Below are 18421 nucleotides of genomic sequence, written 5' to 3' on the forward strand. Positions count from 1 at the left end.
CCAGATCGATCACGCCCCGTGAAATCGACGACGCCCGCCCCGACGCGCCGCCGCGCCGGGACGCCGCGCCAGTTGCGCCAATCGCACGCGCCGCCCCCGCCGCGCCGCCCGCGCGCCACCCGTCGCTCGCCGCGCGCAGGCAGCAGCGCGCCGCGTGGCTCTTTCTCGCCCCCGCCTGCCTGATGGTTGCCGTCTACGTGATCTGGCCGATCCTGTCGACGATGTGGCTGAGCCTGTACAACTGGGACGGCATGACGGAGCGCACGTTCGTCGGCATCGCGAACTACGTCGAGTTGCTGCACGCGCCGACGTTCTATACCGCACTGAAGAACAACGTGATCTGGCTCGCGCTCTTCATGCTCGCGCCGCCGCTCGGCCTCGCGTTCGCGCTGTACCTGAACCAGTCGGTCGGCGGCATCCGCCTCGTCAAGTCGCTGTGCTTCGCGCCGTTCGTGCTGTCGGGCGTCGTCGTCGGACTGATCTTCTCGTGGTTCTACGATCCGACCTTCGGCCTCCTCGCGCTCATCGTCGGACATGGCGTGCCCGTGCTCGGCGACGCGCGCTACGCGACGTTCGGCATCGTGCTCGCGGCGCTGTGGCCGCAGACCGCATACTGCATGATCCTCTACCTGACGGGCCTCACGGCGCTCAACGCCGAGCAGATCGAGGCCGCGCGAATGGAAGGTGCGCGCGGCTTCACGCTGTTCTGGCACGTCGTGTTGCCGCAGTTGCGGCCGACGACCTTCATGGCGATCGTCGTCACAGTGATCGGCGCGCTGCGCAGCTTCGACCTGATCTCGGTGATGACGGGCGGCGGGCCGTTCGAAAGCTCGACCGTGCTCGCGTATTACATGTACGACCAGGCGATCAAGTACTACCGCCTCGGCTATTCCGCGTCGATCGCCGTCGCGCTGTTCGCGATCATGCTCGTCTATATCGTCTTCCAACTGCGCCGCATGGTGCGCAACGAACAGTGAGGTGCCGCCATGTTTCCGATGCCGCTCCAGCAATGGAAGCCCGTCTCTCGCAATCTGTACAAGCTGTCGCTGCCCGTCGCGCTCGTCGTGTGGCTGCTGCCGATGATCGCGGTGTTCGTCACGTCGGTCCGCTCGACCGAGGAGCTCCAGGAAGGCCGCTACTGGGGCTGGCCGAAGCACTTCTCGATGATCGAGAACTACCGCGACGCGCTGACGACGTCGCCAATGCTCCATTATTTCTGGAACAGCGTGCAGATCACCGTGCCTTCGGTGCTCGGCTCGATCGCGCTCGCGGCGATGGCGGGCTACGCGCTCGCAACCTATCGCTTTCGCGGCAACGCCGCACTGTTCGGCACGTTCGTCGCCGGCAACTTCGTGCCGGTGCAGGTGCTGATGATTCCCGTGCGCGACCTGTCGCTCAGGCTCGGCGTGTTCAACACGGTCGAGGCGCTGATCCTGTTCCACGTCGCGTTCCAGACCGGCTTTTGCACGCTGTTCTTGCGCAACTTCATCAAGCAGTTGCCGTTCGAACTGATCGAGGCGGCGCGCGTCGAGGGCGCGGGCGAATGGATCGTGTTCTACCGGATCGTGCTGCCGCTGATCCGCCCCGCGCTCGCGGCGCTCGCGATCCTCGTCTTCACGTTCGTCTGGAACGACTACTTCTGGGCGCTGTGCCTCACGCAAGGCGACGAGGCAGCGCCGATCACGGCGGGCGTCGCGGCGCTGAAGGGGCAATGGACGACGTCGTGGAACCTCGTGTCGGCGGGCTCGATCCTCGCTGCGCTGCCGTCGGTCGCGATGTTCTTCGCGATGCAGAAGAATTTCGTCGCGGGGATCACGTTCGGCGCGACGAAGGGGTGAGCGGGATACGCGGTCGCCGTGGCTGTCTGGGTTCGGTCGTTAGTCGCCGTGCCGCACTTCGCACTTCGTCCTTCGCTCGGCTTGCGTGCGTAGAAGCGGCCAGGCGGGAGACGGCATATTCCGGCCGACGCTCCGGCATCGCGAATGGCAGGCCGCTCGTCCGGCAGTCAACTCGACAGCGGGAAGGCGCGGCCCGCGCGGAACTCGATGTGTCGCGTGATGCGTGCCATTCGATATCGACGAAGCGCACCGCACGCCGCGACGCGCCGCCGTGAAGCGCGCGCCGCGATCGGCCGTCAAGCCAAGCCAGCCGCGAGCGCCGCGGCGACCGAGCCGACGACGAGCACGACACCGACCGTGCGCCGCTTGTTGAGCTCGGTCCAGAGCAGCACGCCCGTCAGCGACAGCAGAACCATCGAACCCGCGATCGTATCCATCAGCAGGACCCAGAACAGGTTCATCCCGACGCCGCGATGCAGGTTGTTGAGCGTCGTGAGGAATGCGTTGTCGGTGCGCTTCACCGACACGTAGCCGTTCCCCTTCCAGTACTCGACCTGCACGTTGCTGTGCGGACCGAAGATGCCGAACTGCCAGTGCTCGGGCTGCGTGACGCGACGCTCGCCCCACGCGACGGGCTGCGCCGGCTCCTTCCGAATGCGGCCGAGCCGGCCATCGAACGCGAGCTCGCGCCCGACCCACGCGGCCATGGCGACGGGCGTCGCGGGCGCGGGCGACGGCAGCGCGAGCTGTAACTGACTGACCTGCGGCTCGCCGGACGAGATCTTGAGCGGCGGCGCGCGGTGATTGAGCAGCACGCCCGTCACGCCGAACAGGAGGCCGAGCACCGCGCCCCACAAGCCGACCCAGCCGTGCACCTTGCGCAGCCACTTGATGAACGTCGCGCGCTGCGAGCGGCGGCGGCGTTCGGCCAGTTCGGCGGCGTCGAGCTTCCTCGGCGCGCCCGGATACGGCACCACGACGCCGGTGTGTTTTTCGATCGATTCGGGCGCGTTCACGCTTCGGCTTCCATTCGCACAAAACATCGGGCGGCGCGCAACCGAGTCGCGCGCCGCCCGCTTCAATTAAATGAGAATGGATATCATTACACAGAATGTCAGCGAACTCAATGCTGCGGGCAGGCGGGCAGGCGTGGCCGTCGCGCCATTCAACCGTCGCGCCGCGGCACCACGGCGTCTCCCATTCAGCGCTTCGGCAGCAGCGGAAAGACCGGCGGCGCGTCTCCGCCATCGTCCGCGCCGCTCTCGAGCGCATACAGCCACGCGAGCAGCTCCGCGACCGCCTGATACAGCTGCGGCGGAATCCGCGCGTCGAGATCGACCTGCATCAGCAGCGACACCATCTCGGGCGCGGTATGCACATATAGCCCGGCGTCGCGCGCTCGCTCGATGATCCGCTCGGCGACGAGCCCGTATCCCTTCGCGACGACGCGCGGCGCGGTATCGCCGCCCTTCGCGTCGTAGGCGAGCACTGCGGCGCGCTTGCGCCGCGGCCCGCTCATCGCGTGAACTCCCAGTCGTCGTCAGTCTCGGTCGGCGGCGGCGGCGGCGTCCGACGCTCGGCGCTTGCCGCCCCGGCCGCCCCCACCGCATCCGCCAAGCCCGCCGCCCCCATCGGCCCCGCTTCGCCGCCCGCGGCCGCGCGCGCGTACGCGGACGCCGCCGCCCGCGCAACCGTCGTGTCGAAGCCGTCCGGTACGCCGTCGATCGCGCGAATCGACAGGCCGCTCACTTGCAGGCCAAGCGCCTGCAGGCGGGCGCGCAGCGCGTCGCCGTGCGGCGCGAGCCGCGCCGCGCCCGCCTCGGTCGCGCGCAGCCGCGCGGCGAGCTGCTCGCCGTTCAGCACGAGCTCCACATCGATCGTGCCGAGCGACGGCAGCGCGAGCGTGAGGCGCGTGCGCCAGCCGCCCGCGCCCGGGAAATCGGTGTCGGGCGCGGATCGTTCGCGGCGGTGCTGCTCGTCCGGCTCGATCGTCCAGTCGAGCCGCGCGCCCGGCCACGCCTCGCCGATCCAGCGAAACTGATCGGTCGCGAGCAGATCGAGCTGCTGGCGCACGATCGGCAGCGTCGCCGCATGCAGCGATGCCGCGACCGACGCCGACGTGTCGGCGTCCGTAGGTGGCAGGCCGGCTCGCGTGCCGGCCGTCTGCGCGGAGGACGCGGCGGCAGGCTTGCCGTTCGCGTCGGCGAGCGCCGCATACGCGTCGACGGAGCGCGCAAGCGCCGCTGCGTTCGGTAGTGCGCGCCCCGCCGCTGTGCCTTCGCCCGCATCGCCCGCCGTCTGCCCCGGACCGCGCGCGACCGCCTGCGCGGGCGCGTCGCGGCCGCCTTGCGGCAGCGGCGGGCGCGCGGCGAGCAGGTCGGCAAACGCGTCGCCGAGCGCATCGCCCGCCTGGGCGGTCTGTGCGCCCGGCTGGCCGGCCGTCGCCAGCCGCGCCTGCGGCTCGCGTGCGAGTTCGGCCGTCGTGCGCTGGCCGGCGAGCCATTGAGCGAGATGAGATTCGTAGAAGAGGCCGCAGTCCGCGACAGCCTGCGCGAGCGCTGCGCTCAGCGCGGCAGCGGGCGACGCGGCAGACGACGCTTGCGCGGCGATCTGCGCGGCCGATGCGGCAGCGGACGGCGCGGCATTGCCTGCGCCGGTATCGAGCGGCAGGAGCAACGGCTCGAGCAGCGCCCCCGCCTGCGCGGTCGAAGCGGGCGGCGCGGGCAGCAGCGGCGCGGCGCCGACGACGGCGGGCGTCGCGCCGCCGCCGTAGCGGGAAATCGCGTCGAGCGTGAGTCCGACCTCGGACAGCGCGGCCTGTGCGGACGCGGGCGGCGGTCCGCCCGTCGCGCCCTGCGGCGGCGCGGCGGCGGGCGGCGCGCCGGACGTGCCGACCTGCGCCGCCGCCGCGCCGCCCGCCGAGGGCTGGATCGCGTCGAGAAGGCTGTCGATGCGGCTCGCCAGGATGGCGGCAGCAGCGGTGTCGATACCGGTCATCGTGAATCCTGACGCGCGCCGGATGAAAATCGGGCAACCCGCGGAGACGAACGCGCGCCGTTCGTCCGCGCAAGCCGGCGCGCCCGAAGGCGGCGGCGCGCCCCGCCCGCCTTCAGCCGCGCGCCCGATACAAATCCTTCAGCGTCGAGCGGCCCGCGTGGATGAACGCGGACAGCCGCGCGACCTCGGGGCTCGCGAGATCGCGGATCGCGGCGTCGTCGGCGAGGATGCGGCGGATCAGCTCGAACTTGCGGGTGCGCTCGGCGTCGTCGAGCAGGACGCCCTGCTCGGCTTCCTTCAGCCCGTCGACGAGCCGCAGATACTCGTCCTGCAGCCCGCTCAGCGCATGCCACGACGCATCGCGGGCCGCGACGAGCATCCGTCCGGACACGTCGGCGATCGCTTCGTAGCGGGCAAAGTACTCATCCTTCCGGTTCATCGCGACTGTTCCGTTCCTGCTTGCGCGGTCATCCTGGCAACCTCCGGGCCGATGCCCGTCCATGCGTCCTCGAGCGTCGCGAGCAGGCCGTCGACCTCGATCAGCATCGCTTCGCTTGCGTCGACGTTCGCCTGCAGCAGACGCCGGCAGATGTACGTATAGAGCGCGTCGAGGCGAGACGCGATGTCGCCGCCGACTTCAAGGTTCAGCGACTGCTGCAGGCCGCTCTCGACGATGCGGATCGCCTTGCCGATCGCCTCGCCGCGCGCGGCGACATTGCCTTGCTGCAGATGCAGCCGCGCATGCGCGATCGCCTGGCGCGCGCCCTGGTAGAGCATAGCAATGAGCCGGTGGGGAGACGCGCCCATCACCCCTGTTTCGACGCCGACGCGCGCATAGGCACTGGCTCCAGCGTGACCTGGGGTAAACATGGCGCTCCTCCTCTTTGGTGCATTCGATCCGATACCACCGCTCCGTGCGCGACACGGCGCGGTCTTGTATCGACGTTATCGGTAAGAAAGCCCGAGAGCTTTAGAAAAATGACGCGGAGCAAGGTCCGTCAAACGGACATCTGCATGATCTCGTTGTAGGCGCTCACTAACTTGTTGCGCACCTGGAGTCCGAACTGGAAGCCGATGTTGGCTTTCTGCATGTCGACCATCACGTCGTTCAGCGACACGTTCTGCGCGCCGAGCTCGAACGCCTGGGCCTCGCCGAGCGCCTTGTGCTGGTCGCCGCTGATCTTGTCGAGCGACGCCTTCATCGCGCTCGCGAACGAGCCGGCCGTCGCCGCGCCGGAACCGGCGAGCGCCGCCGTCGGACTCGCCGCTCCGCCCGTGGCCTGAGCGGCCATCGCCTGCATTTGTTGCAGCGCCGAAGCGATTCCGTTGACGGGGGCAACCATGTGATCTCCGCAGAAGAAGCCGGGCCGCGCGGGCCCGGCGGGGGGAACCCCGGCTTCCCGCGAGCGTTGCGAGGGCCGGATTGCGAAAAAGCATAGCAGCCGCGCAACGGCGAAAGCCGGAGAAGTACGGGCGAAACCCTGCTCTATTCGTCCGATCGCGCTTGACTGCGTTGCGGATAATCGCACCGTGTCAATGTCCGCCTGCTCTGCCGAGCCGGCATTCAGCCCGCAGTGGAGATACTCGACGCATGGACTCGCAGGCCAACTCGCTGATCAATCCCGACGCCCGTTCGAGCCTGACGGGTGCGTCGCCGCAAGCCGTGGCCGCGGCGGGCGCGCTGCCGGGCGCAGCGGCGGGCGGCGCGGATTTCGGCCTGGGCGGCTTCGCCGAACGCATCCCCGGCCTCGCGCGGATGAAGACGAACCCGCGCCTGCCGTTCCTGATCGGCGCGGCGCTCGCGATCGCCGCGATCGTCGCGCTCGTGCTCTGGAGCCGCTCGCCCGACTACCGCGTGCTCTACAGCAACCTGTCGGACCGCGACGGCGGCGCGATCATCGCCGCGCTCCAGCAGGCAAACGTTGCCTATAAGTTCGCCGACGCAGGCGGCGCGATCCTCGTGCCCGCGAACCAGGTCCACGAAACACGCCTCAAGCTCGCGTCGATGGGGCTGCCGAAGGGCGGCTCGGTCGGCTTCGAGCTGATGGACAACCAGAAATTCGGAATCAGCCAGTTCGCCGAGCAGGTCAACTATCAGCGCGCGCTCGAAGGCGAGCTGCAGCGCACGATCGAATCGATCAACGCGGTGCGCGCCGCGCGCGTGCATCTCGCGATCCCGAAGCCATCGGTGTTCGTGCGCGACCGCGAGGCGCCGTCGGCGTCGGTGCTCGTCGATCTGTATCCGGGCCGCGTGCTCGACGAAGGCCAGGTGCTCGCCGTCACACGGATGGTGTCGTCGGGCGTGCCCGACATGCCCGCGAAGAACGTGACGATCGTCGACCAGGACGGCAACCTGCTCACGCAGACCGCGTCGGCGTCCGGCCTCGACGCGAGCCAGCTCAAGTACGTGCAGCAGATCGAGCGCAACACGCAAAAACGCATCGACGCGATCCTCGCGCCGATCTTCGGCGCCGGCAACGCGCGCTCGCAGGTGAGCGCCGACGTCGATTTCTCGAAGATCGAGCAGACCTCGGAGAGCTACGGCCCGAACGGCACGCCGCAGCAGAGCGCGATCCGCAGCCAGCAGACGAGCACCGCGACCGAGCTCGCGCAAAGCGGCGCGTCGGGCGTGCCGGGCGCGCTGTCGAACACGCCGCCGCAGCCGGCGTCCGCGCCGATCGTCGCGAGCAACGGCCAGCCGGCCGGCCCGGCTGCGACACCCGTCAGCGACCGCAAGGATTCGACGACGAACTACGAACTCGACAAGACCGTGCGTCACGTCGAACAGTCGACGGGCACGATCAAGCGGCTGTCGGTCGCGGTCGTCGTCAACTATCAGCCTGCCGCCGACGCGAAGGGCCACGTGACGATGCAGCCGCTCACCGCGGAGAAGCTCACGCAGATCCAGCAGCTCGTGAAGGACGCGATGGGCTACGACGAGAAGCGCGGCGATTCGGTCAACGTCGTCAACAGCGCGTTCTCGACGGCCGCCGACCCGTTCGCCAACCTGCCGTGGTGGCGCCAGCCCGACATGATCGAGCTCGGCAAGGACATCGCGAAGTGGCTGGGCGTCGCCGCCGCGGCCGCAGCGCTCTACTTCATGTTCGTGCGCCCGGCGCTGCGCCGCGCATTCCCGCCGCCGGCGGAGCCCGCGCCGGCCGCGATCCCGGCGCTCGACGGCCCGAACGACGCGATCGCGCTCGACGGCCTGCCGAGCCCCGACAAGAAGCAGCTCGCCGACGAGGACGACGAGCACCCGGCCCTCCTCGCCTTCGAAAGCGAGAAGAACCGCTACGAACGCAATCTCGACTACGCGCGCACGATCGCGCGCCAGGATCCGAAGATCGTCGCAACCGTCGTCAAGAACTGGGTGTCCGATGAACGCTGAAGGCTTGAACAAGAGCGCGCTCCTGCTGATGTCGATCGGCGAGGAGGAGGCCGCGCAGGTATTCAAATTCCTCGCGCCGCGCGAGGTGCAGAAGATCGGCGCCGCGATGGCCGCACTGAAGAACGTCACGCGCGAAGAAGTCGAGGGCGTGCTGAACGACTTCGTGCTCGAAGCGGAGAAGCACACCGCGCTGTCGCTCGATTCGAGCGAGTACATCCGTTCGGTGCTGACGAAGGCGCTTGGCGAAGACAAGGCGGGCGTCCTCATCGACCGCATCCTGCAAGGCAGCGACACGAGCGGCATCGAAGGCCTCAAGTGGATGGATTCGGCGGCCGTCGCCGAGCTCATCAAGAACGAGCATCCGCAGATCATCGCGACGATCCTCGTGCATCTCGACCGCGACCAGGCGTCCGAGATCGCGTCGTGCTTCACCGAGCGGCTGCGCAACGACGTGCTGCTGCGGATCGCGACGCTCGACGGCATCCAGCCGACCGCGCTGCGCGAGCTCGACGACGTGCTGACGGGCCTGCTGTCCGGCAGCGACAACCTGAAGCGCGCGCCGATGGGCGGCATCCGCACAGCGGCCGAGATCCTGAACTTCATGACGAGCGTGCACGAAGAAGCGGTGCTCGAGAACGTCAAGCAATACGATCCGGACCTCGCGCAGAAGATCATCGACCAGATGTTCGTGTTCGAGAACCTGCTCGAGCTCGAGGATCGAGCGATCCAGCTCCTGCTCAAGGAAGTGGAGTCGGAAGCGCTGATCGTCGCGCTGAAGGGCGCGCCGCCCGCGCTGCGGCAGAAGTTCCTGTCGAACATGTCGCAGCGCGCGGCCGAGCTGCTCGCCGAGGATCTCGACGCACGGGGCCCGGTGCGCGTGTCCGAAGTCGAGACGCAGCAGCGCAAGATCCTGCAGGTCGTACGCAACCTCGCCGAGAGCGGCCAGATCGTGATCGGCGGCAAGGCGGAAGACGCGTATGTCTGATCGCACGAGCGCGTCGAGCAAGCCCGTCACCGCATACCAGCGATGGGAGATGGCTTCGTTCGATCCGCCGCCGCCCCCGCCGCCCGACGACGGCGGCGCGGCGGCCGCCGCGCTCGCAGCCGAACTGCAGCGCGTGCGCGACGCCGCGCACGCGGAAGGGCTCGCCGCCGGCCACGTCGAAGGCCAGGCGCTCGGCTATCAGGCAGGTTATGAACAAGGTCGCGCGAAAGGCTTCGACGACGGCCAGACCGAGGCGCGCACGCAAAGCGCGCAGCTCGCCGCGCTCGCCGCATCGTTTCGCGACGCGCTCACGGGCGTCGAGCGCGATCTCGCCGACGACATCGCGACGCTCTCGCTCGAGATCGCGCAGCAGGTCGTGCGCCAGCACGTGCAGTACGACCCGGCCGCGCTGATCGCGGCCGCGCGCGAGGTGCTCGCCGCGGAGCCCGCGCTCGCCGGCGCGCCGCATCTGATCGTGAATCCGGCGGATCTGCCCGTCGTCGAGGCGTATCTGAAGGACGAGCTCGACACGCTCGGCTGGAGCGTGCGCACCGACGCGTCGATCGAGCGCGGCGGCTGCCGCGCGCAGGCATCGACGGGCGAAATCGACGCGACGCTCACCACCCGCTGGGAGCGGGTCGCCGCCGCGATCGGCAAGGTGAGCGCATGGTGAGCGACGCATCCGGCGCGCTCGGCCGCGACGAACTCGACGCGCTCGAACGCGAGCTCGCGCTGGCGTCGCACGGCCCCGAGCACGTCGATGCGGCCGCGCACGACATCGGCGCCAGCGTCGGCGCGCACCCTCATCACCCTCGCCCGCTCGCGGCGCCGCCCGCGACGTCGCGCGCGGCGCTCGCGAATCCGCATCTCGCGCACTGGCGCGCCCATCTCGACGGCATGCGCGAGCGCAACGCGCGCGCGCTGCCGCTGCGTCCGTGCGGACGCCTCACGCGCGCGGCGGGTCTCGTGCTCGAAGCGATCGGACTGCGCCTGTCGGTCGGCGCCGAATGCACGATCGAGCTGCCTCCGGGCAGCGCGCTGCCGTATGCGGAAGCCGAAGTCGTCGGCTTCGCGGGCGAGCGCCTGTTCCTGATGCCGACCACCGCGGTCGCTGGCGTGCTGCCCGGCGCGCGCGTGTGGCCGCTCGAAAGCGCGCCCGTCGCCGATCCGCTCGCGGGCGCGAAGCGGCTGCCCGTCGGCTGGGAAATGCTCGGGCGCGTCGTCGACGCGTCGGGCCGCCCGCTCGACAATCTCGGGCCGCTCGCGTCGAAGGTCGACGCGCCGCTCGCCGCGCCGTCGATCAACCCGCTCGAACGCGAGCCGATCCATCACGTGCTCGACGTCGGCGTGCGCGCGATCAACACGCTCCTCACCGTCGGCCGCGGCCAGCGGATGGGCCTCTTCGCGGGCTCGGGCGTCGGCAAATCGGTGCTGCTCGGCACGATGGCGCGCTACACGAGCGCCGAGGTGATCGTGATCGGCCTGATCGGCGAGCGGGGCCGCGAAGTGAAGGAATTCATCGAACAGATCCTCGGCGAGGACGGGCTCGCGCGCTCGGTCGTCGTCGCCGCGCCGGCCGACGTGTCGCCGCTCTTGCGGATGCAGGGCGCGGCGTACGCGACGTCGCTCGCCGAATACTTCCGCGACCAGGGCAAGCACGTGCTGCTCTTGATGGATTCGCTCACGCGCTATGCAATGGCGCAGCGCGAGATCGCGCTCGCGATCGGCGAGCCGCCCGCGACGAAAGGCTATCCGCCGTCGGTGTTCGCGAAGCTGCCCGCGCTCGTCGAGCGCACCGGCAACGGACCGGAAGGCGGCGGTTCGATCACCGCGTTCTACACGGTGCTCACCGAAGGCGACGACCAGCAGGACCCGATCGCCGATTCCGCGCGCGCGATCCTCGACGGCCACATCGTGCTGTCGCGCTCGCTCGCGGAAGCCGGTCACTATCCGGCGATCGACATCGAAGCGTCGATCAGCCGCGCGATGACCGCGCTGATCGACGACGCGCACCTCGACCGCGTGCGCCAGTTCAAGCAGATGCTGTCGCGCTACCAGCGCAACCGCGACCTGATCGCGGTCGGCGCGTACGCGCCCGGCCGCGACGCGCAGCTCGACCGCGCGATCGCGCTTTACCCGCGCATCGAATCGTTTTTGCAGCAAGGCTTTCGTGAATGCGCGCCGTACGCGCCGAGCCTCGCCGCGCTCGATGCGCTGTTCGATATCGAAGGAAGCTGATCGCCATGGCCCAATCCTTTCCTCTGCAACTCCTGCTCGACCGCGCGCAGCACGATCTCGACGCCGCGACGAAGCAACTCGGCCACGCGCAGCGCGAGCGCACCGACGCGCAGACGCAGCTCGACGCGCTCGTGCGCTATCGCGACGAATATCGCGTGCGCTTCGCCGAATCCGCGCAATCGGGGATGCCCGCCGGCAACTGGCGCAACTTCCAGGCGTTCCTCGACACGCTCGACGCGGCGATCGACCAGCAGCGGCGCGTGCTCGCCGCCGCGGAGACCCGCATCGACGCGGCGCGCCCCGAGTGGCAGGCGAAGAAGCGCACGCTCGGCTCGTACGAGATCCTGCAGGCGCGCGGCGCGCAGCAGGAAGCGAAACGCGTCGCGAAACGCGAGCAGCGCGACGCCGACGAGCACGCGGCGAAAGTGCTGCGCATGCGCGCGGAAGCGGCGAAGTGAGCGCCGCGCCCATCGAACCCGAACACGAGATCCGACATGCCTCCTCTTCCCCTGATCGGTATGCTGCTCGGCGCGGCGAGCACGATGATCGAGTCGTCGTCCGGCTCCGCGGCGAACGCGTCCGGCTCGTCGAGCGCGTCGTCAGGCGATGCGTCGTCGGCCGCGCCGTTCGCGCAAACGCTCAAGCAGAGCGTGCAGACGCAGCGTCAGACCATCGCGAATGCGAATGTGAACGTAAACGCGCAGAACGCAGGCAATGCGACGAATGCCGCGGCGAACAACGCGGCGAATTCGTCTGTCTCCGGCGCGGGCGCGCAGACGACGGCGAGCGCGGGCAACGCGAAGGGCGCCGGCAAACCGGATGACGAAGACGACGGCGAAACCGCGACGCAATCGGCGTCCGCCGACGCAGCGGCGCTCGCCGCAGCCGCGTCGCTGCAAGCGCAATTGCAAGCGCGGCCCGACGCACAGATGGCGCAGGCGGTGCAGACGGCCGCCGATGCGGCGGCCGCGCAAGCGGGCACGGGCGACACCGCCCATCCGTCGAACACGATCGCGGCGGGCGCCGCTGCTCAGGACAGCGCCGCCTCGTCCGATCGCGCCGGCACGCAGCAATCGATCGGCGATGCGCTGAATGCCGCGTTGAGCAAGCTCACGGGTGCCGGCAAGACGAGCGCGGCGACGACGCCCGCCGCACTGCCGGCGAGCCAAGGCAACGCGCCGCTCGCTGCGAACGGCTCCGCATTCGACAAGATGCTCGCCGGCGCGAAGGCTCCGGGCATGCAAACCGCGCTCACCGATGCGTCGGGTGCGAACCCCGCGGCCACCATGGCGAACGCCGCCGCGAATGCGGCCCAGCCGGACGCGACGGGCGCACTCGCCGCATTGCAGGACGCGGCCGATTCCGCACGCGCGACGCTCGCCGCGTCGACCGCGCCGGCTGCGCTGCAACAGGCGGCGCCCGCCGCGAACGCCGCGGCGGCTTCGGCAGCGCCGACGCTCGCACCGCCCGTCGGCACGCCGGACTGGGCCGACGCGCTGAGCCAAAAGATCGTATTCCTGTCGAACGCGCATCAGCAGAGCGCGGAGCTCACGCTGAATCCGCCCGATCTCGGGCCGCTGCAAGTCGTGCTGCGCGTCGCGGACAACCACGCGCACGCGCTCTTCGTGTCGCAGCATGCGCAGGTGCGCGACGCGGTCGAAGCCGCGCTGCCGAAGCTGCGCGAAGCGATGGACGCGGGCGGACTCGGGCTCGGCAGCGCGAGCGTCAGCGACGGCGGCTTCGCGTCCGCGCAACAGCAGCAGACCCCGCAACGACAATCGTCGGACGGAGCCGCGACGCGACGCGCATTCGGCGCGACGACGGCCGACGCCGCGCACGACGACGTCTCAGCGACAACCTCCAGCGACGCGACGCGACGCAGCGTCGGGATGGTCGACACGTTCGCCTGACGGCCGCGCCCGCGGCCGCCTGCACGGCAGCGCGCATCAGCCGCCGTGCATCGTCGCCTCGACCCGCTCGCGAGCGGGCTCGGCCTGCCCTTTGCGCGCGGCCACGATGAACTCCGCCGCGCGCTCGCCGATCATCACGGTCGGCGCATTCGTGTTGCCGCCGATCAGCGTCGGCATCACCGACGCATCAACGACCCGCAATCCTTCCACCCCGTTCACGCGCAATTGCGGGTCGACGACCGCGCGCGCGTCGGCGCCCATCCGGCACGTGCCGACCGGGTGATAGATCGTGTCCGCGTGCGCGACGATCGCGGCGCGCAACTGCGCGTCGGTGTCGTTCGGATCGGTGTACAGCTCGCGCCCGCCTTGCGACGCGAGCGGCGCGGCGGACAGGATCTTGCGCATCGCCTTCGCGCCGCGGATCAGCAGGTCGAGATCGCGCTCGTCACTGAAGAAGCGCGGATCGATGAGCGGTGCGACGCGCGCGTCGCCGCTCGCGAGCGCGACGTTGCCGCGGCTCTTCGGCCGCAGCGCGCACACGTGCAGCGAATAGCCGAAGCCCCAGTGCATGTTGCGGTTGTGGTCGTCGACGAGCGCCGTGCAGAAGTGCAATTGCAGATCGGGGCGATCGAGGCCGGGATCGCTCTTGATGAAGCCGCCCGCCTCGGCGACGTTGCTCGTCATCATCCCTTCACGCTTCGACAGGTAGCCGAACAGCGCGGGCGTCATCTTCGCGACGCCGCGCACGCAGATGCCGACGAGCTCGGACGAATTCACGCGCTTGTTGATGATGAAATCGATGTGATCGATCAGGTTCTCGCCGACGTCGGGCGCATCGTGCACGAGCGCGACGCCGTGACGGCGCAACTGCGCGGCGGGACCCACGCCGGAGCACATCAGCAGTTGCGGCGTATTGAACGCGCCTGCGGACAGAATGACTTCCGCGCGCGCGCCGATCGTCTCGATGCGTCCGCCGCGCGCGACCTCGACGCCCGTCGCGCGCTTGCCGTCGAACACGACGCGCAGCACCGTCGCATCGACGATCACATGCAGGTTCGGCCGCGTGCGGCCGTACACATAGGCGCGCGCGACGCTGCAGCGCGCGCCGTCGCGATGCGTGACCTGATAGAAGCCGACGCCTTCCTGATTCTCGCCGTTGAAGTCGTCGTTGAGCGGATAGCCCGCTTCGTGCGCGGCCGCGATGAATCGTTCGGAGAACGGATTACGGAAGCGCAGATCGGATACCGTGAGCGGGCCGTCCGCGCCGTGCCATTCGTTCGCGCCGCGCTCGTTGCCTTCCGCGCGGCGGAAGTACGGCAGCACGTCGCGCCATCCCCAGCCGGTGCAGCCGAGCTGCTCCCATTCGTCGTAATCGTGCGGATGGCCGCGCGTGTAGATCATCGCGTTGATCGCACTCGAGCCGCCGAGCCCGCGGCCGCGAGGCTGATAGCCGCGGCGTCCGCCGAGGCCCGGCTGCGGCACCGTTTCGTAGCCGTAGTTCGTGCCGAGCTTGAACGGCACGAGCGCCGCGATCCCCACCGGCATGTTGACGAGCAGATTGCGTTCGGTGTGACCGCCCGCTTCGATCAGCGCGATCGTCGCGTCCGGGCACGCATCGGCCAGGCGACCCGCGAGGCTCGATCCGCCGGACCCGGCCCCGACGATAATGTAGTCGTACTGCATGTCACGTCTCCCTGTTTGTCATCAACGGCGGCTGGAATCGCGATCGAGACAGCCGGCTTGCGTCGCCATGTTCGTGCATTTTAGGAACGCAAGGCGAGCCGGGACATCCCGACTCAAGAGCGATTCCTCTAAACGGCGGCGTGAACTAAATTTAAGATGATCGGATTCGCCTCGCGCGGAGGACGTGGCCAACAGAAGCCGGGCCCCGCGAAATGGGAGACAAAGGCATGCAGCAAGACCTTCAAATGGCGACGCACCGGGTGACGAACCAGGCGCCGCCGCTTCACGATTACAACGCGTTTGAAACAGATGCCGCGCTCGTCGATGCCGTCGAACGGTACGGCGCGAGCTGGCATCAAACGGCGCTCGCGCGCGACGGCGCCGCGCTGACGACGCTCGACGCGCTCGCGCTTGCCGATCTCGCCAACCGGCACACGCCCGAGCTGTCGACGCACAGCCCGCGCGGCGAGCGGATCGACGCACTCGAATTCCATCCGAGCTGGCACCGGCTGCTCGCGATGCTGCGCGGCGAAGGGCTGCACGCGCTGCCGTTCTCGGACCCGCGGCCGGGCGCGATGGTCGCGCGCTGCGCCGGGTATTTCCTGCATGCGCAACTCGAATCCGGCTCGCTGTGTCCGCTCACGATGACGTTCGCGAGCATTCCGGTGCTGCAGCGCGAACCGGCCCTTTTTGCGACGCTGCGCGACAAGCTCTATTCCCACGAGCACGACGCGCGCGACGCGCCGCTTCCGGAAAAGCGCACGATGATGGTCGGCATGGGGATGACCGAGAAGCAAGGCGGCTCCGACGTGCGCAGCAACGAGACGCAAGCGTATGCGCTCGGCGCGAGCGGACGCGGCGAAGCGTATCGGCTCGTCGGTCACAAATGGTTCTTCTCCGCGCCGCAATGCGACGCGCATCTCGTGCTCGCGCGCACGACCGAACACGCGGGCATCTCGTGCTTCTACGTGCCGCGCTTTTCGCCGGACGGCAGCAAGAACGCGGTGCAGGTGCAGCGCCTGAAGGACAAGCTCGGCAACCGCTCGAACGCGAGCAGCGAAGTCGAATTCCTGAATGCGTACGGCGTGATGATCGGCGACGAAGGACGCGGCGTGCCGACGATCATCGAGATGGCGAACTACACGCGGCTCGATTGCGTGATCGGCAGCGCGGCGCTGATGCGCGCGGCGCTCGTGCAGGCGATCCACCATGCGCGGCATCGCAGCGCGTTCGGCCGCCTGCTCGCCGATCAGCCGCTGATGCGCAACGTGCTCGCCGATCTGGCGCTCGAATCGGAAGCGGCGACCGCGCTCTTCATGCGGCTCGCGCATGCGTTCGAAGAGGATGCGGCGGCGCGCTCGCCGCAGGCGCGCGGCTGGCGCCGCATCGTCACGCCGGCCGCGAAGTTCTGGGTCTGCAAGCGCACGCTCGAATTCACCGGCGAAGCGATGGAAGTGTGGGGCGGCAACGGCTACGTCGAGACCGCGCCGATGGCGCGCTTCTATCGCGAAGCGCCCGTCAATTCGATCTGGGAAGGATCGGGCAACGTCATGTGTCTCGACGTGCTGCGCGCGATCGAGCGCGAGCCCGACGCGGCCGCCGCGCTCTTCGCCGAATGGCGGGATGCGGCGAAGCACAGCGCGCCGCTCGCTGATGCGCTCGCGGAATTGACGCGTCTCCTGTCCCTCGAACCCGAGCAACGCGAAGCGTGCGCACGCCGGATCGCACAACGCATCGCACTCGTCGCGCAGGCCTCGCTGCTGCTGCGCGACGGGCCGCCCGCCGTCGCCGAGGCGTTCGTCGCCACGCGCTTCGGCGACGCCAGCAGCGAAACCGGACGCGTTTATGGAACGCTGCCGGCCACTTTCGATCACGCCGCGCTCATCGAGCGGGCGTTCCCGGCCTGAATGCCGGCCACACCCGTATCGCACTGGAGACGCCATGAAGAACGATCTGCCCGGTTTAGCCACACTCGACGCACTGCTGCGCGACCAGCGCGCCGCGTATCTGCGCGCGCCGTATCCGTCGTGGGCAACGCGCGCCGACCACCTGCGCGCACTGCGCAAGATGCTGCTCGACAACCGCGACGCGCTCGCGGCCGCGATCAGCGCGGACTTCGGCCATCGCGCGAAGGAAGAAGTGCTGATGTCCGAAATCTGGCTCGCGAAAGAGGAAATCGACGAAGCGCTCAAGCACGGCAAGCGCTGGATCAAGCCGAAGAGCCGGGCGATGAACAAATGGATGCGCCCGGCGCGCGCGAAGGTAATGCCGCAGCCACTCGGCGTCGTCGGCATCGTCGTGCCGTGGAACTACCCGGTGCTGCTCGCCGCGGGGCCGCTCATCTGCGCGCTCGCCGCGGGCAACCGCGCGATCATCAAGATGTCCGAACTGACGCCGCGCACGTCGCAGCTGTTCGAGGAGCTGATCGCGAAGACCTTCGCGCGCGATCACGTCGCGGTCGTCAACGGCGATGCTGAAATCGGCGCCGCGTTCAGTGGGCTGCCGTTCGATCACCTGCTCTTCACCGGCTCGACGAACGTCGGCCGCCATGTGATGCGCGCGGCCGCCGAACACCTGACGCCCGTCACGCTCGAGCTCGGCGGCAAGTCGCCCGTGATCGTCGGGCCGCGCGCACGCTTCGACGCGGCGGTCGACGCCGTCATCACCGGCAAGACACTGAACGCTGGCCAGACCTGCATCGCGCCCGACTACGTGCTCGTGCCGCGCGGCAAGGAAGCGGCGTTCGTCGCGCGTGCGCGAGAGCGGATGGCGAAGCTCTACCCGAATCTGTCGACGAACCCGGACTACACGTCGATCGTTTCCGAGCGTCACTTCGCGCGGCTGCAGCGGCTCGCGAGCGAAGCACAGGAAGCGGGCGCGCAGCTCCATCCGCTCACCGACGCGGCGCCCGATCCCGCGCTGCGCCGGCTGCCGCCCGTCCTCGTCACCCAGGCGCCCGACGCATCGCAGTTGATGCAGGAAGAGATCTTCGGGCCGCTGCTGCCGATCGTCCCGTACGACACGCTCGACGATGCGATCGCCTACGTGAACGCGCGCCCGCGGCCGCTTGCGCTGTATCTGTTCGACGAAGACCGCGCGACCGTCGACCGCGTGATGCGCGACACGATCTCGGGCGGCGTGACGGTCAACGACACGCTGATGCACATCGCTTGCGGCACGCTGCCGTTCGGCGGCGTCGGCGCGAGCGGGATGGGCGCGTACCACGGCTACGACGGCTTCGTGACATTCTCGAAGATGAAGCCCGTGCTCACGCAGCCGCGTCTCAACACGCGCGGCATGATCGCGCCGCCGTACGGCAGGCGCTTCGCCGCGATTCTCAAGATGATGCTGAAGTTCTGACGCGTCGCCGCCGACGCCGGAC

The 18421-nt window shown here is 69.3% G+C and carries 17 protein-coding genes; 10 read left to right on the forward strand and 7 right to left on the reverse strand.

The annotated features are described in order from the left end of the window. The first annotated feature begins 80 nt into the window (after positions 1–80). Positions 81–977: a carbohydrate ABC transporter permease gene (locus tag WS70_RS17825; protein WP_197419262.1), complete on the forward strand. Its 897-nt coding sequence runs from the start codon at positions 81–83 to the stop codon at positions 975–977. A 9-nt stretch (positions 978–986) separates the two neighbouring features. Further along, positions 987–1838, forward strand: a complete 852-nt coding sequence (locus WS70_RS17830) for a carbohydrate ABC transporter permease (protein WP_059471527.1) — start codon at positions 987–989, stop codon at positions 1836–1838. A gap of 296 nt (positions 1839–2134) precedes the next feature. Here WS70_RS17830 and WS70_RS17835 read toward each other — a convergent pair whose 3' ends face one another. The 6 genes from WS70_RS17835 to fliE all read right to left on the reverse strand — a co-directional run bounded on the left by WS70_RS17835 (position 2135) and on the right by fliE (position 6178). Then, the gene (locus WS70_RS17835; protein ID WP_059471526.1) at positions 2135–2854 is read right to left on the reverse strand and encodes a PepSY-associated TM helix domain-containing protein; all 720 of its coding nucleotides are present in this window, start codon (positions 2852–2854) and stop codon (positions 2135–2137) included. Positions 2855–3039: 185 nt separating this feature from the next. Further along, positions 3040–3357 carry an EscU/YscU/HrcU family type III secretion system export apparatus switch protein gene (locus WS70_RS17840; RefSeq protein ID WP_059471525.1) on the reverse strand — a complete coding sequence of 106 codons (318 nt, stop codon included), beginning with the start codon at positions 3355–3357 and terminating at the stop codon, positions 3040–3042. Beyond that, positions 3354–4835 (reverse strand): flagellar hook-length control protein FliK, encoded by a 1482-nt coding sequence (gene fliK / locus WS70_RS17845; RefSeq protein ID WP_059597978.1) that lies wholly within the window; start codon positions 4833–4835, stop codon positions 3354–3356. Before fliK ends, WS70_RS17840 begins: the two co-directional genes overlap by 4 nt. Before the next feature lie 112 nt (positions 4836–4947). Next, the gene (locus tag WS70_RS17850; RefSeq protein ID WP_059471523.1) at positions 4948–5274 is read right to left on the reverse strand and encodes a flagellar protein FliT; all 327 of its coding nucleotides are present in this window, start codon (positions 5272–5274) and stop codon (positions 4948–4950) included. Continuing rightward, on the reverse strand, positions 5271–5705 hold the full coding sequence (gene fliS / locus WS70_RS17855) for a flagellar export chaperone FliS (RefSeq protein ID WP_059471522.1): 435 nt from the start codon (positions 5703–5705) through the stop codon (positions 5271–5273). The genes WS70_RS17850 and fliS overlap by 4 nt, the downstream gene beginning before the upstream one ends. 128 nt (positions 5706–5833) lie before the next feature. Further along, positions 5834–6178, reverse strand: a complete 345-nt coding sequence (gene fliE / locus WS70_RS17860; RefSeq protein ID WP_059471521.1) for a flagellar hook-basal body complex protein FliE — start codon at positions 6176–6178, stop codon at positions 5834–5836. Between the two features lie 248 nt (positions 6179–6426). On the opposite strand from fliE, the gene fliF reads away from it, so the two are divergent. The 6 genes from fliF to WS70_RS17890 are packed head-to-tail and all read left to right on the forward strand — an operon-like array spanning position 6427 to position 13356. After that, a complete protein-coding gene (gene fliF / locus WS70_RS17865) occupies positions 6427–8223 on the forward strand; it encodes a flagellar basal-body MS-ring/collar protein FliF (protein ID WP_059471520.1) in 1797 nt (598 codons plus the stop codon). Next, positions 8213–9208, forward strand: a complete 996-nt coding sequence (gene fliG / locus WS70_RS17870; protein ID WP_059471519.1) for a flagellar motor switch protein FliG — start codon at positions 8213–8215, stop codon at positions 9206–9208. Before fliF ends, fliG begins: the two co-directional genes overlap by 11 nt. Then, positions 9201–9881, forward strand: a complete 681-nt coding sequence (fliH, locus tag WS70_RS17875) for a flagellar assembly protein FliH (RefSeq protein WP_059597977.1) — start codon at positions 9201–9203, stop codon at positions 9879–9881. Before fliG ends, fliH begins: the two co-directional genes overlap by 8 nt. Continuing rightward, complete coding sequence (fliI, locus tag WS70_RS17880; protein ID WP_059471517.1) at positions 9875–11446, forward strand: flagellar protein export ATPase FliI; 1572 nt, start codon at positions 9875–9877, stop codon at positions 11444–11446. The genes fliH and fliI overlap by 7 nt, the downstream gene beginning before the upstream one ends. 5 nt (positions 11447–11451) lie before the next feature. Then, complete coding sequence (fliJ, locus tag WS70_RS17885) at positions 11452–11904, forward strand: flagellar export protein FliJ (RefSeq protein WP_059471516.1); 453 nt, start codon at positions 11452–11454, stop codon at positions 11902–11904. 36 nt (positions 11905–11940) lie between these two features. Continuing rightward, positions 11941–13356 carry a flagellar hook-length control protein FliK gene (locus WS70_RS17890; RefSeq protein WP_059597976.1) on the forward strand — a complete coding sequence of 472 codons (1416 nt, stop codon included), beginning with the start codon at positions 11941–11943 and terminating at the stop codon, positions 13354–13356. A gap of 36 nt (positions 13357–13392) precedes the next feature. Here WS70_RS17890 and WS70_RS17895 read toward each other — a convergent pair whose 3' ends face one another. Further along, complete coding sequence (locus WS70_RS17895) at positions 13393–15039, reverse strand: GMC family oxidoreductase (RefSeq protein ID WP_059597975.1); 1647 nt, start codon at positions 15037–15039, stop codon at positions 13393–13395. 227 nt (positions 15040–15266) lie between these two features. Between WS70_RS17895 and WS70_RS17900 the strand changes: the two genes are divergently transcribed. Together WS70_RS17900 and WS70_RS17905 are read left to right on the forward strand one after the other, a co-directional pair. Further along, the gene (locus tag WS70_RS17900; protein ID WP_059471513.1) at positions 15267–16946 is read left to right on the forward strand and encodes an isovaleryl-CoA dehydrogenase; all 1680 of its coding nucleotides are present in this window, start codon (positions 15267–15269) and stop codon (positions 16944–16946) included. Positions 16947–16980: 34 nt separating this feature from the next. Beyond that, positions 16981–18399: a coniferyl aldehyde dehydrogenase gene (locus WS70_RS17905; RefSeq protein ID WP_059471512.1), complete on the forward strand. Its 1419-nt coding sequence runs from the start codon at positions 16981–16983 to the stop codon at positions 18397–18399. The last annotated feature ends 22 nt before the right edge of the window (positions 18400–18421 follow it).

The organism is Burkholderia mayonis (assembly GCF_001523745.2).
Taxonomy (GTDB): domain Bacteria; phylum Pseudomonadota; class Gammaproteobacteria; order Burkholderiales; family Burkholderiaceae; genus Burkholderia; species Burkholderia mayonis.